The 15,247-nt window shown below is 51.2% G+C and carries 11 protein-coding genes and 3 rRNA genes; 13 read left to right on the top strand and 1 reads right to left on the bottom strand.

Features of this window, described 5'->3' with window-relative positions; genetic code table 11:
- Window positions 1-53: 53 nt before the first annotated feature.
- Window positions 54-605, bottom strand: a complete 552-nt coding sequence (locus tag NST43_RS25935; RefSeq protein ID WP_339220213.1) for a helix-turn-helix domain-containing protein — start codon at window positions 603-605, stop codon at window positions 54-56.
- Window positions 606-764: 159 nt separating this feature from the next.
- Here NST43_RS25935 and NST43_RS25930 point away from each other — a divergent pair, with 159 nt between their 5' ends.
- From NST43_RS25930 to NST43_RS25870, 13 genes are all read left to right on the top strand, one after another.
- Window positions 765-1,424 (top strand): alpha/beta hydrolase-fold protein, encoded by a 660-nt coding sequence (locus tag NST43_RS25930; protein ID WP_339220211.1) that lies wholly within the window; start codon window positions 765-767, stop codon window positions 1,422-1,424.
- A 6-nt stretch (window positions 1,425-1,430) separates the two neighbouring features.
- Entirely contained in the window at window positions 1,431-2,201 is a 771-nt protein-coding gene (locus tag NST43_RS25925) for a class III extradiol ring-cleavage dioxygenase (RefSeq protein WP_339220209.1), read from the top strand.
- Between the two features lie 156 nt (window positions 2,202-2,357).
- Window positions 2,358-3,242, top strand: a complete 885-nt coding sequence (locus NST43_RS25920) for a hypothetical protein (protein ID WP_339220207.1) — start codon at window positions 2,358-2,360, stop codon at window positions 3,240-3,242.
- Window positions 3,243-3,436: 194 nt separating this feature from the next.
- Window positions 3,437-4,995: ribosomal RNA gene (locus NST43_RS25915) — 16S ribosomal RNA — on the top strand.
- Between the two features lie 268 nt (window positions 4,996-5,263).
- Window positions 5,264-8,192 (top strand): 23S ribosomal RNA (locus NST43_RS25910).
- Between the two features lie 148 nt (window positions 8,193-8,340).
- Window positions 8,341-8,457: ribosomal RNA gene (gene rrf / locus NST43_RS25905) — 5S ribosomal RNA — on the top strand.
- Together the 16S, 23S and 5S rRNA genes form the textbook arrangement of a ribosomal RNA operon.
- A gap of 277 nt (window positions 8,458-8,734) precedes the next feature.
- Window positions 8,735-9,601 (top strand): hypothetical protein, encoded by an 867-nt coding sequence (locus NST43_RS25900; protein ID WP_339220205.1) that lies wholly within the window; start codon window positions 8,735-8,737, stop codon window positions 9,599-9,601.
- 196 nt (window positions 9,602-9,797) lie between these two features.
- Window positions 9,798-10,457 (top strand): response regulator transcription factor, encoded by a 660-nt coding sequence (locus NST43_RS25895; protein WP_209993260.1) that lies wholly within the window; start codon window positions 9,798-9,800, stop codon window positions 10,455-10,457.
- A gap of 2 nt (window positions 10,458-10,459) precedes the next feature.
- Entirely contained in the window at window positions 10,460-11,812 is a 1,353-nt protein-coding gene (locus tag NST43_RS25890; RefSeq protein WP_339220203.1) for a HAMP domain-containing sensor histidine kinase, read from the top strand.
- A 103-nt stretch (window positions 11,813-11,915) separates the two neighbouring features.
- The gene (locus NST43_RS25885; protein WP_339220201.1) at window positions 11,916-13,007 is read left to right on the top strand and encodes a hypothetical protein; all 1,092 of its coding nucleotides are present in this window, start codon (window positions 11,916-11,918) and stop codon (window positions 13,005-13,007) included.
- A 122-nt stretch (window positions 13,008-13,129) separates the two neighbouring features.
- Window positions 13,130-13,927 carry a dihydrodipicolinate synthase family protein gene (locus tag NST43_RS25880; protein ID WP_339220199.1) on the top strand — a complete coding sequence of 266 codons (798 nt, stop codon included), beginning with the start codon at window positions 13,130-13,132 and terminating at the stop codon, window positions 13,925-13,927.
- Window positions 13,928-14,003: 76 nt separating this feature from the next.
- Complete coding sequence (locus tag NST43_RS25875; RefSeq protein ID WP_339220197.1) at window positions 14,004-14,705, top strand: metallophosphoesterase; 702 nt, start codon at window positions 14,004-14,006, stop codon at window positions 14,703-14,705.
- A gap of 63 nt (window positions 14,706-14,768) precedes the next feature.
- Window positions 14,769-15,242 (top strand): OsmC family protein, encoded by a 474-nt coding sequence (locus NST43_RS25870; RefSeq protein ID WP_339220195.1) that lies wholly within the window; start codon window positions 14,769-14,771, stop codon window positions 15,240-15,242.
- Window positions 15,243-15,247 lie beyond the last annotated feature (5 nt).

The following is a 15,247-nucleotide window of genomic DNA, read 5'->3' as shown; positions in this document are numbered from 1 at the left end:
TGAATAAAAGCCCGCACTCTGCCTATCAGGCCAGAGTACGGGCTTTTGAATGTTCAGAGGACATCCTGTCCATTTTCGCTTTCTGTGTAGATGGAGATTAGCACAATCGCGGTGTCCTGACCCGTATTTTTGACGGAATGGGGGGTGCAGGCATTCCAGCTAAAGGAATCACCCTCGGTAAATTCGGCTCCGTCTTCCCCTTGCTGCGCGTAAATGGTCCCTTTAATGACGACATGGACCTCCTGTCCTTCATGCGCATGGGGGGCATCCCCAATCATGGCACCGGGAGGGAACTCGACGATCGACATCCTGACGTTCTGGGTGGAGCTGAGGTGTTCGACCCTTAGTTCAGCTGCGCCGCTGGTGGTTATTCTCCGTTCATCCTTGCGGACTATCTGCATGCGTTGTTCTTTTTTTAGCAGCAAATAAGCAAGAGGAACCTTCAGAGCCTGGGCGATATTCTCCAGTGTAGCGATGGAAGGTGATGTCTTATTGGTTTCGACCTGGCTCATGAAGCCTTGGGAGAGGCCGGTAGTGTCGCATATTTGCGCGATGGTGATATTTTTCCGCTTGCGGATTGCCCGTATTGTAGCGCCGATATCCATGGGATCACACCTTCATAATATTTGTAATACTAAACTTATTTTTATATTAACAATTTTATTGTTGACAAGTCAATGTGCCTTGCGATAAATTACTCATACAGAAAATATATTTTTATAACTAATATTTAAGTGATGATCTTCAGTATGGAGGAAAATAAAATGAATCCTAAGTATTCATATGATGTTCACTTACCGGATAAGCTGGAGCAGGGCAGGAAATACCCGGTGATCTTTACTTTTCACGGCAAAGGATCTAACGAGCGCAATATGTCCGGTCTGGTGGCGCCGCTGGCTGAGGAGTTCATTGTTATCGGGGTTCGCGGGAATTTGCCGCTGGGTACGGGGTATCAATATTATGATTTGAAAAGCCTGGGCAACCCCATCCGCGAGATGTTTGACCAAGCTGTCAGCGATCTTGAGGCCTTCATTCACTATGCAACGCAGCAGTATCCGGTCGATCCGGACAGACGTTATTTGCTGGGCTTCAGCCAAGGGGCCATTCTGTCCATGACGCTTGCACTTACGATGGGGGAGCAGCTCAAAGGGATTGTCGCGCTGAATGGGTATATTCCTGATTTTGTGAAAATGGAGTACAAGCTCCGTAGTCTTAAGAACGTGTCTGTCTTCGCTTCGCATGGTGAATACGATTCGGTGTTCCCGGTCCGCATTGGCCATGAGACTGCCGCTTATCTTGAGGGGCAAACCGAACGGCTGACCTTCAGACTCTATCCGTCCGACCATGGCGTAACTGAAGAGAACCAGCGTGATTTCTTGCAATGGCTCAAGCATGACGCCGGATTAACCATTAATAAGGAGTGATTATCGATGATGCCTTCCTATTTTTTTGCACACGGAGCTCCATCTATTGTTCTTGAAGATAATGCCTACACCAAGCTGTTAAAAGAGTTCAAAGACCATATGCCCAAACCGAAAGCCATCATTCTCTTCTCTGCTCATTGGGAGGAAACTGTGCAGTCAGTGGGCGCAGCGGCAACGTACGATACCATTTATGACTTTGGCGGATTCCAGGACGAGCTATACCAGATGACGTATCCCGCACATGGCGATCCGGCTCTCGTGGAGCAGATTCAGAAGCTTTTGACCGCGGGCGGTGTGAAGAATGTCAGGAATGAACAAAGAGGACTCGACCACGGAGCATGGGCTGTGCTGAAGCTGCTCTATCCGGAGACGGATATTCCGGTTGTAGCGATGTCCGTGAATCGTGATCTGCCTAATGCGCAGCAGTATGAGATCGGCAAGTCGCTGGCGGCGCTGCGTGAACAGGATGTGCTTATCATCGCCAGCGGGGGAACCGTTCATAATCTGCGGAGGTTGAACTGGAATTCGGATGAGATCAACGGGTGGGCCGAGCAGTTCGATCACTGGATTCAGGAGAAGGTGGAAGCATGGGATACAGAAGCGCTGTTCCAATATGAGGATCTTGCTCCCTATGCAGAGATGGCGGTCCCAACGAGTGAGCACTTTATTCCGCTGTTCATCGCGATGGGAGCGGGAGACCAGGGGCGTAATGCACAGCTGCTACACCGGAGTTATCAGTATGGTAATCTAAGCTTGAGCTGCTGGCAGTTTAATTAAAATGTGGTGAACTCCGAATGCTCCGCTTCGGCAATCTCCTTGGCATACTTCCGAAATCAGGCATGCCAAGCTGTCGGGGAGGAAGGAATTTCCGGTCCACTTTTCAATACATTCTTGGTAAGGTAGGGGGACTGCTATTCTGAAGAGGTGATGGTTATGCAAAAGAAACATTGTGCATTCTGCGATCAGATTGTTCCAATTACAGCAGACGGTGAGTACGATCAGTATATCGACTGCTCTTGCTCTCCTGGCGGAAGCTACAGCCTGCTTAGAGACAGCTATGAATCGATTCTTGCGCTCTCGTTCCAGCAGAAGCGGGACATGCTGCATCTGATCTCAGGTTATATCCGCGAAAAGACGGATTGTGGCGAGAAGGTGATCCTTGCGTTCAGCGATCTGGAGGATATTGTGGATGCCCCGGGTATTCCGGTAACGGCTGAGGATAAAGGAGACCGGCTGCTGCATTATCTGCATAGGCATTGTGATGTCCCCGGAGAGCCAGTAGTCATTCACCCTCTGTCCCGCAGCTACAATCTGACGTACTCGCCCAATCTGCAGGAACTGGTCTATATTATCGACAGGCTGCAAAATGAGGATCTGTTAATTAGGGAAGGTATGAATTTTACATTGACCCCCTTGGGGTGGGAGGAAGCAGTGGCAACAGCAGGAGGCCGGACCTTACAGAAATGCACCGTTCTTCTGCCGGATAATGAGAAGCTGCAGGCGGAGTGGCAGGACAAGCTTTGGGCCAAAATCGAGCAGTTTGGCTATTCACCCCGTTTGCTTGCCAGCAAGAACGAAGCTGCGAATTCTTTGGAGTCTGTGGCGGACAGCAAGCTGGTTGTTGCGGACCTCACAGGCCAGTCAGCTGAGGTGTATCTGGCAGCGGGCTATGCGCTTGGGCTGAACATTCCGGTAATCTGGACGGTAAGAAGCGATGAGGCCGATAAGTTAAGGATACATCTTCAGGAGATACGTCCTCTGGTTTGGGATACTGCGGAAGAGCTGACGGTATTGCTTCAGCAGAAACTTTTGAAATAATAGTTGCATAGTTGTTTGATCCATGTTATATTATAAAAGTTGCTGGTGACGCGGTGAGCGGCGCTGACAACGAGCTTGATCTTTGAAAACTGAACAACGAGTGAGTATCGGAAATCGCTTCGGCGAGATCCGAAAATGAGAATGAAAATTCTCGTCAGATGTTTCAAAATGAGCAATCGCTCTTTCTAAATACCAATTTGGAGAGTTTGATCCTGGCTCAGGACGAACGCTGGCGGCATGCCTAATACATGCAAGTCGAGCGGAGTTATGATGGAGCTTGCTCCTGATTAACTTAGCGGCGGACGGGTGAGTAACACGTAGGCAACCTGCCCTCAAGACTGGGATAACTACCGGAAACGGTAGCTAATACCGGATAATTTCTTTCCTCTCCTGAAGAGAGAATGAAAGGCGGAGCAATCTGCTACTTGGGGATGGGCCTGCGGCGCATTAGCTAGTTGGTGGGGTAACGGCTCACCAAGGCGACGATGCGTAGCCGACCTGAGAGGGTGAACGGCCACACTGGGACTGAGACACGGCCCAGACTCCTACGGGAGGCAGCAGTAGGGAATCTTCCGCAATGGGCGCAAGCCTGACGGAGCAATGCCGCGTGAGTGATGAAGGTTTTCGGATCGTAAAGCTCTGTTGCCAGGGAAGAACGTCCGGTAGAGTAACTGCTATCGGAGTGACGGTACCTGAGAAGAAAGCCCCGGCTAACTACGTGCCAGCAGCCGCGGTAATACGTAGGGGGCAAGCGTTGTCCGGAATTATTGGGCGTAAAGCGCGCGCAGGCGGTCATTTAAGTCTGGTGTTTAAACCTTGGGCTCAACCTGAGGTCGCACTGGAAACTGGGTGACTTGAGTACAGAAGAGGAAAGTGGAATTCCACGTGTAGCGGTGAAATGCGTAGATATGTGGAGGAACACCAGTGGCGAAGGCGACTTTCTGGGCTGTAACTGACGCTGAGGCGCGAAAGCGTGGGGAGCAAACAGGATTAGATACCCTGGTAGTCCACGCCGTAAACGATGAGTGCTAGGTGTTAGGGGTTTCGATACCCTTGGTGCCGAAGTTAACACAGTAAGCACTCCGCCTGGGGAGTACGGTCGCAAGACTGAAACTCAAAGGAATTGACGGGGACCCGCACAAGCAGTGGAGTATGTGGTTTAATTCGAAGCAACGCGAAGAACCTTACCAGGTCTTGACATCCAACTAACGAAGCAGAGATGCATCAGGTGCCCTTCGGGGAAAGTTGAGACAGGTGGTGCATGGTTGTCGTCAGCTCGTGTCGTGAGATGTTGGGTTAAGTCCCGCAACGAGCGCAACCCTTGACTTTAGTTGCCAGCAGGTTGAGCTGGGCACTCTAGAGTGACTGCCGGTGACAAACCGGAGGAAGGTGGGGATGACGTCAAATCATCATGCCCCTTATGACCTGGGCTACACACGTACTACAATGGCCGGTACAACGGGAAGCGAAGCCGCGAGGTGGAGCCAATCCCAGCAAAGCCGGTCTCAGTTCGGATTGCAGGCTGCAACTCGCCTGCATGAAGTCGGAATTGCTAGTAATCGCGGATCAGCATGCCGCGGTGAATACGTTCCCGGGTCTTGTACACACCGCCCGTCACACCACGAGAGTTTACAACACCCGAAGTCGGTGGGGTAACCCGCAAGGGAGCCAGCCGCCGAAGGTGGGGTAGATGATTGGGGTGAAGTCGTAACAAGGTAGCCGTATCGGAAGGTGCGGCTGGATCACCTCCTTTCTATGGAGAATCGTTTCCTGCAACGGAAACATTCAAATCGGAAGCTTAGCTTCCACAATAGAACCCTTGGGTTCGAATACTCACTCGTTGGTCAGTTTTGAGAGTTTAAGCTCTCATCTTTAAACTTGATCCTTGAAAACTGGATACCGAAATGAATTTGCGTTTTAGAACATTCCTTTAAGCTGAACTTGTGTAAACAAGTTTCAATATTTTAGTGATGCTAAGCGAAGGTTTTCGATTGTGCAAACAAGCGAAACGCCGGAGCATTGGTTAAGCTACTAAGAGCACACGGAGGATGCCTAGGCGCCAGGAGCCGACGAAGGACGTGGCGAACAACGAAACTGCCTCGGGGAGCTGTAAGCAAGCTTTGATCCGGGGGTGTCCGAATGGGGAAACCCAGCTGTGGTAATTCGCAGTTACTCGTATCTGAATACATAGGATACGCAGAGGCAGACCAGGGGAACTGAAACATCTAAGTACCCTGAGGAAGAGAAAACAATAGTGATTCCGTCAGTAGCGGCGAGCGAACGCGGAACAGCCTAAACCAAGGGGCTTGCCTCTTGGGGTTGTGGGACGTCTCACATGGAGTTACAAAGGAAGATGGTAGGCGAAGAGGTCTGGAAAGGCCCGCGATAGAGGTAAAAGCCCTGTAGCCTAAACTGTGTTCTCTCCGAGACGGATCCCGAGTAGTGCGGGGCACGTGAAACCCCGTATGAATCCAGCAGGACCATCTGCTAAGGCTAAATACTACCTGGCGACCGATAGTGAAACAGTACCGTGAGGGAAAGGTGAAAAGCACCCCGGAAGGGGAGTGAAATAGAACCTGAAACCGTGTGCTTACAAAAAGTCAGAGCCCTATAACTGGGTGATGGCGTGCCTTTTGTAGAATGAACCGGCGAGTTACGTTTAACATGCAAGGTTAAGGTGAGAAGCCGGAGCCGCAGCGAAAGCGAGTCTGAATAGGGCGAATGAGTATGTGGACGTAGACCCGAAACCGTGTGATCTACCCCTGTCCAGGGTGAAGGTGCGGTAACACGCACTGGAGGCCCGAACCCACGCATGTTGAAAAATGCGGGGATGAGGTGGGGGTAGCGGAGAAATTCCAATCGAACTCGGAGATAGCTGGTTCTCCCCGAAATAGCTTTAGGGCTAGCCTCGGTGAATGGAGTCGTGGAGGTAGAGCACTGATTGGGTGCGGGGCCCGCAAGGGTTACCAAGCTCAGTCAAACTCCGAATGCCATGTACTTCTTGCCGGGAGTCAGACAGTGAGTGCTAAGATCCATTGTCAAAAGGGAAACAGCCCAGACCATCAGCTAAGGTCCCCAAGTGTGTGTTAAGTGGGAAAGGATGTGGAGTTGCACAGACAACCAGGATGTTGGCTTAGAAGCAGCCACCATTGAAAGAGTGCGTAATAGCTCACTGGTCGAGTGACTCTGCGCCGAAAATGTAACGGGGCTAAACACACCACCGAAGCTATGGCTAGATGCTTTGCATCTGGGGTAGGGGAGCGTTGTATGTAGGTTGAAGGTGTACCGTAAGGAGCGCTGGACAGCATACAAGTGAGAATGCCGGTATGAGTAACGAAAAGATCAGTGAGAATCTGATCCGCCGAAAGCCCAAGGTTTCCTGAGGAAGGCTCGTCCGCTCAGGGTAAGTCGGGACCTAAGGCGAGGCCGAAAGGCGTAGTCGAAGGACAACAGTTTGAAATTACTGTACCACCGTAATCCGCTATGAGCGATGGGGTGACGCAGGAGGGTAGTGACGCGGACTGATGGATATGTCCGTCTAAGCAGTGAGGCTGGTGTGTAGGCAAATCCGCACACTACTAAGGCCAGGCTGTGATGGGGAGCGAAAATTACAGTAGCGAAGGTCATGATCTCACACTGCCAAGAAAAGCCTCTAGCCAGGAGAAGGTGCCCGTACCGCAAACCGACACAGGTAGGCGAGAAGAGAATTCTAAGGCGCGCGGAAGAACTCTCGTTAAGGAACTCGGCAAAATGACCTCGTAACTTCGGGAGAAGAGGTGCCTCGGTAGGGTGAATAGCCCGAGGGGGCCGCAGTGAAAAGGCCCAAGCGACTGTTTAGCAAAAACACAGGTCTGTGCGAAGCCGTAAGGCGAAGTATACGGGCTGACGCCTGCCCGGTGCTGGAAGGTTAAGGGGAGTGGTTAGGGGCAACCCGAAGCTGTGAACCGAAGCCCCAGTAAACGGCGGCCGTAACTATAACGGTCCTAAGGTAGCGAAATTCCTTGTCAGGTAAATTCTGACCCGCACGAATGGCGTAACGACTTGGGCGCTGTCTCAACGAGAGATCCGGTGAAATTTTAATACCTGTGAAGATGCAGGTTACCCGCGACAAGACGGAAAGACCCCATGGAGCTTTACTGCAGCTTGATATTGAATTTGGGTACGATCTGTACAGGATAGGTGGGAGCCGTTGAGGCAGGAGCGCAAGCTTCTGCGGAGGCGCCGTTGGGATACCACCCTGATCGTATCTAGGTTCTAACCTAGTGCCCTTACCGGGTACGGGGACCGTGTCAGGCGGGCAGTTTGACTGGGGCGGTCGCCTCCTAAAGAGTAACGGAGGCGTTCAAAGGTTCCCTCAGAATGGTTGGAAATCATTCGCAGAGTGCAAAGGCATAAGGGAGCTTGACTGCGAGACCTACAAGTCGAGCAGGGACGAAAGTCGGACTTAGTGATCCGGTGGTACCGCATGGAAGGGCCATCGCTCAACGGATAAAAGCTACCCTGGGGATAACAGGCTTATCTCCCCCAAGAGTCCACATCGACGGGGAGGTTTGGCACCTCGATGTCGGCTCATCGCATCCTGGGGCTGAAGTAGGTCCCAAGGGTTGGGCTGTTCGCCCATTAAAGCGGTACGCGAGCTGGGTTCAGAACGTCGTGAGACAGTTCGGTCCCTATCTGTCGTGGGCGCAGGAAATTTGAGAGGAGCTGTCCTTAGTACGAGAGGACCGGGATGGACGTACCGCTGGTGCATCAGTTGTTCCGCCAGGAGCATGGCTGAGTAGCTACGTACGGACGGGATAAGCGCTGAAAGCATCTAAGCGTGAAGCCCCCCTCAAGATGAGATTTCCCAGTATGTAAGACCCCTTGAAGACGACGAGGTAGATAGGTTGGAGGTGGAAGTGCAGCAATGCATGGAGCTGACCAATACTAATCGGTCGAGGGCTTATCCAAAAATGCTACAACGCAGATTCATTTCGGATTCAGTTTTCAGGAATCAAATTGGAATTTATAGAGCTCAAGCAGTTCTGTAAAGGAGATTTGTTTTCAACATTTGGCGATGTTGAGACCTGAATTATAGCATTTGATATTCAAATGCCCGTTTGGTGGCGATAGCGGAGGGGTTCCACACGTACCCATCCCGAACACGACCGTTAAGCCCTCCAGCGCCGATGGTACTTGGACCGAAGGGTCCTGGGAGAGTAGGACGTTGCCAAGCACACATGACCACTGTTGATTCCTCGACAGTGGTCTTTTTGTATTTTCGGCGCTGACTGAAGGCAGGCCAACCAAACCAGGAGATATGGTCTCATTTTACAACTCCATAACAACTGTCACTCTACTTTATAACATGTTGAGAGTAAGGTAGTGGTAGAGAAGGCAGCGCAGCAGCACAGAATGATCTCAGACTGACACTGCCGGAGAGTACAGTTCCTGTATTGAAAGTAGCGACACCCGTGCCAGTATCTACTGTCGATGATTACCTGCGGAAGAATATGAACAAGGAGCTAATGGAGCAAATTTATGATTCTCTGAGTAAAGCACCTGAGCCCACGGTAGTTGGCGGCCAGGATCAAACCGAATCTGAGCTTAACCTTCGAACTAAGCGTCAATGGGTGCTGGAAGATCAGTATGAGTATGATGGCCTTCGGCCTCAGAAGCCCCTGCCCTTCGAGGCGGGACAAGGAGATTTATATCTGGATCTAAAGACCAATACGCTCTACGTTCCAGATAGAACTTGGACCGATGAAGAACTGCTGCAGCTTATAGACTGGAACTATCGCCAGGCGCATGCAGCCTCTAAACGTTTTCCGGAAAAACCTGTTCTTCCTCAAAAGTACAGCGAATCTAAATTCATAATGCGTGCGGTTGAAAGTGTGCGGAAGCTCTACGATGCCGATGTGTCTAAGATGCAAATGGCAACTAATCTGAGAAAAGCGGAATATGGCTTCTCTTCACAATGGTGGGTGTATTTCTCTCCCTACAAGGAGCGCACCATGCGTGGGCAAGGGCAGGAGGTCTGGACATACAATGTGTGGATTGATCCAGAAACCGGAGTGGTAGTGGATACGACAGCAGTTAATTTGGCAGCGATAAGAACGCCTATTGATGAGGCTGCGGCTAAATCAGTCCAAAAGGATCCTAGCTGGATCAAGGAAGCTATACGGATTGTTAAGGACAAGCAAGGAGAGCAAAGGAAGATCGTAAAGACCTATCTGACCGATACCGAGGTAAACAATAAGCGCGGAATGGTTGCGGTGGATGTGTTATTAGAAGACGGCAGCAAATATAATGCGGAATTTCGCTATCCGAGTATGATGTTGCGTTGCCTCATTTATGAGCCTGCCAATAAGGGGAAATAAGCGGGAAGCTTATGTTCAATGAACAAACTAGTCCTGACGATCAAGCAGTTCTTGACTCGTCAGGATTTTTTGGCAGGCGGGTGTGTAATGTCAGGTTCGGCTTATAGGTTATGGATGCTCTGTAATCTGGTATGATTAAGATTAGGTTACCTATGAACAGGCACCCTGTGGCTACAGTTAGGAGGATATTCGACAGATGGCTCATATACTTGTTGTTGAGGATGAACAGGCGATTAATGATTTAATAACGATGAATCTCAAGCTGGTGGGACATACGTATGCCAAAGCCTATAGCGGCTCGGAGGTAGCGGATATGCTGGAGAAGGAACGTGCGGATCTGGTCTTGCTGGATGTCATGCTTCCCGGTCTGGACGGGTTCGGGGTGATGGAGCAGATTGCTCCACTGCGGATTCCGGTGATTCTGATTACGGCCCGGGGTGCACTCTCTGACCGGATCAGGGGCTTCGAGCTGGGGGCGGATGATTATATTATTAAGCCTTTTGAGATTCTGGAGCTGCTGGCCCGGATTAATGTTGTGCTGCGGAGGAATGAGCAGGCTGCCTCTGCTTTTGTATGCGATGGAGTTGAAATCCGGTTCACGGAGCGTCAGGTGTGGGTGGAACAGCTGCTGGTGGATCTGACAGCCAGAGAATTCGAGCTGCTTGAAGTGCTAATTCGCAACCGGAATATTGCTCTTTCCAGAGAGAAGCTGCTGGAGCTGGCTTGGGGCTATGATTATGCAGGTGATACCCGTACCGTGGATGTACATATAAGGCAGCTGCGTAAAAAGCTGGGCTGGGAAGAACGGATCAAAACCGTGTTCAAGCTGGGCTACCGGCTGGAAGTTCAGGTCTAGCCATGCGGTTCTGGCATAAGATTCTTCTTGCTGTCCTGGTGCTTTTTATAGCGGCCCTTGATGTGAGTGTCGTGATGGTGTTGAAGAAAAGCTGGCAGCTGAACATGGCGAGTGAGCGTAAACGCGCGGCCAGCGAGCAACTGCTAATTACAAACAGTATATATGAGAATCTGGAATCCAATCGGTTCAGAGGGATGTCGCTCAACCCTGAACTGCTGGTAAACGTGACTCAATCTTATGGTCAGCATTACCGCAAACAGGGAATAGAATTGGAACTCCGGGAGAATGGACGGCTGCTTTATCCCATTGAGGACGGGGGGAGTCCCGGTCAGGAGGAGCATATCATGACGTTAGCGATGCCGCTCCCGGCTCCCTACCAGCATCTGGAGCTGGCCTATAACCGCGATATTAGCGGGCTGTATGCCCAGCAGCAGGAGCTTAACCGTTTTTTTGTGATGATTAACTGGATTGTGGGGCCAACTCTTGTGGTGCTGCTCTACCTTCTGATCCGGCATCTGACCAAGCCGCTCAAGCTGTTGTCAGAGACGACGAAGACGATTGCCGAAGGCGACTATTCCAATCGTGTGGAGTTGAACAGCAGGGATGAGTTCGGGGAGCTGGCCGTAAACTTCAACCGGATGGCTTCAGTGATCGAGCAGCGGATAACCGATCTCGCAGGCATGGCTGAGGATAAGCAGCGGATGGTCGATAATCTGGCTCATGAGCTGCGGACACCGCTGACCAGTATGCAGGGATTCGCGGAGCTGCTGACTACTGCTAACATAGATCAGGAGGATCAGGTCAAGGCGGGGCACTATATTCTTAGCGAGACGGTGAGGTTGAAGAATTTGGCTTTCAAGCTGCTGGATCTGTCCGTTCTGCGGCATCAGCCGCTGGTGTTGGCAGAGGTAGATGTGGCTTCGCTATTCGACATAGTGGCCCAGACCGAGCAGCAGAGGGTAACAGATAACGGATTACTGCTGGAAATGGATAGTTCTATTCCTGCCGTATGGGGAGATGCTGATCTTCTGGCAGCTTTGCTGGTGAATCTGATCGAGAATGCGATTCCGGTGTCCCGGCCAGGGCAGACGATCTGTGTGTTGGCCTATCAGCAGGATGGAGAAAGGGTGCTTGAAGTACAGGATAGCGGGAGTGGAATGACAGAAGAGCAGAGCAGGCGGGCATTTGAGCCGTTCTACCGTGCAGATCCTTCACGCTCGCGGGCTTATGGCCATGCAGGTCTGGGTCTCTCTCTATGCCGCCAGATCGCCGAAGCGCATCAGGCCAGAATTGAGCTGCTATCTGCTCCTGGGGAGGGAACGCGCATCCGCCTTTTTTTAAGCTCCGCTTTGTGAAGCTATTTTACAACTCCATAACAACTGCTCCTCCACTCTATAACATCCCGGAATTATGCTATGGATAGAAAGAATATCCTGAATTCTGATGGAGGTAATACAATTGAACAAGAAAAAGTGGTCTGTTACTGTGGCAGTTGTCCTATGCTCAGGCGGTATGTTCGCATTCAGCGGACTCCTTGTCCCCAGTCTGGCGAACTCAGCAGTCATTGCGAAGTACAGTACGGCAACTCAGGTCAATGCTAAAGCAAGTCCGGCAGGAAGTGCTGTTCCTGTACTAAAGGTAGAGTCCCCGGCCCCGGTATCTACCGTGAATGATGATCTGCTGCTGAAGCAGATGACGGAGGCAGAAATCCAGCAAATCTACGACTATATAGAGCTCCCAGGCGATCCCCGCATTTCAGGCCGGGCGATGAGCGATGCGGAGATCAATCGCAGGCGGGTGCTGGAGGATCAGTATGTGTATGATGGTGTGCGGCCACAGAAGCCTTTGCCGTTACAGGCGGGTCAAGGAGAATTGTATCTCGATATAAAGACCAATACGTATCATCAACCGGAGCGCACCTGGACGGATGAAGAGCTGCTGCAAATGATTGACTGGTACTACCGGGTTAATCTTCTGTCTTCTAAACGCAATATAACTGCTCCGGCCGTTGCCGTACCGGAGAAATTCAGCAAGGATGAAGTACTGGCACGGGCGGCTGAAAGTGTACGTAAGCTGTTCGATGCTGATGTCTCCAAGCTGAGAACGAATGTTACGCTGGTGGAACCGGGTTATGGCATACCCTCATTTTGGTCGGTTCACTCTGCACCATATAAGTCGCTTACTCTGCTTGGACAAGGTCAGGAATACTGGCAATATAGTGTACAGATCGATCCTGACACCGGGGTGGTGGTAGATACGACAGCTTTTAACTCTATTATAAAAAGAACCCCTATCGACGCGGCAGCAGCGGCTGCCATAAAGAAGGATGACAGCTGGATAAAGGAAGCTACCCGGATTGTAAAGGACAAGCAGGGAGAGAAAAGAAAAATAGTGAAGGCGTATCTGACGGGCACTGAGGTAAACAATAAACGCGGGATGGTAGCCGTGGATGTATTACTGGAAGATGGCAGCAAATATAATGTGGAATTCCGCTATCCGGGTAAGCAGCTGCGTTGTCTGATCTATGAGCCTGCGGGCAAGGCTAAATAAGCAGACAGCTGAGTGGGTATAGAACTGAATTTGTCCTGATGATCAAGTCTCTCTTGATTCATCGGGATTTTTTGTTACATTGGAGATAGAAGATGCGAGGTCTATTACAAAAGGAGTGTAATATGAAAAGATTAAATGTAGCGATTCCTACGCCTTTTTACAGTGATGAAGGTCTGGATGTAGAAGGATTCGAAGCCATTGTCGCCTACCAGAAGCAGAACGGCATCGAATCGCTGCTTATCTCAGGAAGCACGGGTGAGCAGCATTCGATGAGTATCGCAGAGAGACTGGAAATCATTGAGTACTTCAATCAGCAGCGATTCGAAGGGATAGAGCTGGTCTTCGGGGCTTCTGCCATCAGAACCCGTGACGCGGTAACGCTGATTCAGGCGCTGGAGACATCGGTGATGGATGCGATTATGATTGGCTTCCCACCATATATCCGGCCTACACAGCAGCAGGCAATCGCTTATGTGGAGGAGCTGCTTAGTCATACGGCCAAGCCGGTGGCATTGTATAATAACCCCGGCCGGACCGGATTCGATCTGGCTCCTGAATCGCTGAATCTGTTAATCCGCCGTTATCCGAACATTGTAGGGTACAAGGAAACAGGCGATTTGCAGCGGCATGTGGGGGTGGAGTACCCGGAGGAATTCATTCTTTTTGCCGCAGGGGATATGAAGCTTGTGGAGAATTTCGCCTCAGGCCCTTGCAATGGTCTCTCCAGTGTGGCCGGAAATATATACCCCCGGGAGATCAAGGTCGCGGTGGAGCGGCTGCTGCGGCAGGAACAGGTAGAGGTGGGTCCCATCGAAGAGAGGGTCTCCCGAGTGTTCAGCGGCCATGCCCTAATTAACATCAAGCAGCATTACAACAGCTTAGGCATTCATGCGGGAATCTGCCGGGCGCCTCTTATCTGATGCCTACAATGACGGTGGAATGCTTTTGAGCGGCTAATTAAGGGGCCTGCGGTAATTGTTATTAAGGAGGGAGTTCATGCGCAAATTCTTCATAACGGACATCCATGGGGATCAAAAAGGGCTGGAGCTTCTGCTCCGGCAGTCTGGATTGGACTGGGGAAAAGACCAGCTGGTCATCGGCGGAGATATGATCAACCGGGGCAAGGACTCGGCCGGAGTGCTTGGTTATCTTAAGCAGCTTACAGAGCGGCATCCGGGTCAGGTTCATGCGCTAATTGGCAATCATGAAGAAATGATGGGGGATTATATAAAAAGCGGAGACAAGCTCTGGCTGAGCCATGGCGGGTGCGAGACGCTGGAGAGCCTGAAGCAGGCTTATCCCGACCCGGATCAACGGCAGGAGCTGATGGAGTGGGCGTATTCTTTGCCGCTGTACTTTGAGGATGATGAATATGTATATACACATGCAGGATTGTATACAGAGCAGCCACTGGAGGAGCAGAGCCGGGAGATTCTATGGATGACAGAATATGAATTCTACCGCCAGCCGCGTGAAGCGCTGCTTGCCTTAACGAATGGCAGGCCGGTAATTCATGGGCATACGCCGGTTGAACGGATCTATGGTGACGGCGCCAGGATGAACTGCGATCTGGGGTCTAATACCTATCCGATACTTGAAGAAAGGTCGCTTGGGCTGGTGAATCTGACGGAGATGACTTACCATGTGTATAGGCAGGCAGACCAGTGGTTGGAGATCAGACGGATCGGGCGTATCTAGCCCCAGAAGCGACACAAGACAAGAGTGCTTATTTGATATGAAGAAAAGAAAGGACGGAGTGAGATGAAGCATCCTTTTCACCTGAAGGCGGTATGGAATGGAGGGCGGAACAGCGAAGGGCATATTGATGCGGGCGGACTGCGGACGGTTATATCGATTCCGCAGGAGATGGGCGGGCCGGGAACCGGCACGAACCCGGATGAGATGCTGCTGGGTGCAGCAGCGACCTGTTACCTGATTACTCTGGCCGCAATGCTGGAGCGTTCGGAGATTGTTCCAGAGGAGCTGACCCTGGCGTCTGAAGCGACAGTAGATGTCACGAATAATGTGTTCACGTACGAACGGATCGTGCATAAGCCTAGCATTGTGCTTCAGGCTTATGCGACACCGGCGCAGCTCAAGATGGCAGAGCGGCTGGCACATAAGGCTGAAGCCTCCTGTATGATCTCCAGAGCCGTGGCCGGGAATGTCTCTATTGAGACTCAGCCAGTAGTGGGAATCGCGCGCGGGAGCGGACAAGCCCGGGTTGAGTTATAGAAGCA

Source organism: Paenibacillus sp. FSL H8-0332 (assembly GCF_037963835.1).
GTDB lineage: Bacteria > Bacillota > Bacilli > Paenibacillales > Paenibacillaceae > Paenibacillus_AQ > Paenibacillus_AQ rhizoplanae.
The sequence above is the reverse complement of the archived record's forward strand: the minus strand, read 5'-3'. Positions and strand labels throughout refer to the sequence as shown.

Coding starts and splice junctions, on each gene's coding strand:
- NST43_RS25920 (WP_339220207.1), top strand. CDS start 2,358: ATGCAAAAGAAACATTGTGCATTCTGCGATCAGATTGTTCCAATTACA.
- NST43_RS25875 (WP_339220197.1), top strand. CDS start 14,004: ATGCGCAAATTCTTCATAACGGACATCCATGGGGATCAAAAAGGGCTG.
- NST43_RS25890 (WP_339220203.1), top strand. CDS start 10,460: ATGCGGTTCTGGCATAAGATTCTTCTTGCTGTCCTGGTGCTTTTTATA.
- NST43_RS25900 (WP_339220205.1), top strand. CDS start 8,735: ATGAACAAGGAGCTAATGGAGCAAATTTATGATTCTCTGAGTAAAGCA.
- NST43_RS25895 (WP_209993260.1), top strand. CDS start 9,798: ATGGCTCATATACTTGTTGTTGAGGATGAACAGGCGATTAATGATTTA.
- NST43_RS25930 (WP_339220211.1), top strand. CDS start 765: ATGAATCCTAAGTATTCATATGATGTTCACTTACCGGATAAGCTGGAG.
- NST43_RS25880 (WP_339220199.1), top strand. CDS start 13,130: ATGAAAAGATTAAATGTAGCGATTCCTACGCCTTTTTACAGTGATGAA.
- NST43_RS25925 (WP_339220209.1), top strand. CDS start 1,431: ATGATGCCTTCCTATTTTTTTGCACACGGAGCTCCATCTATTGTTCTT.
- NST43_RS25870 (WP_339220195.1), top strand. CDS start 14,769: ATGAAGCATCCTTTTCACCTGAAGGCGGTATGGAATGGAGGGCGGAAC.
- NST43_RS25935 (WP_339220213.1), bottom strand. CDS start 605: ATGGATATCGGCGCTACAATACGGGCAATCCGCAAGCGGAAAAATATC.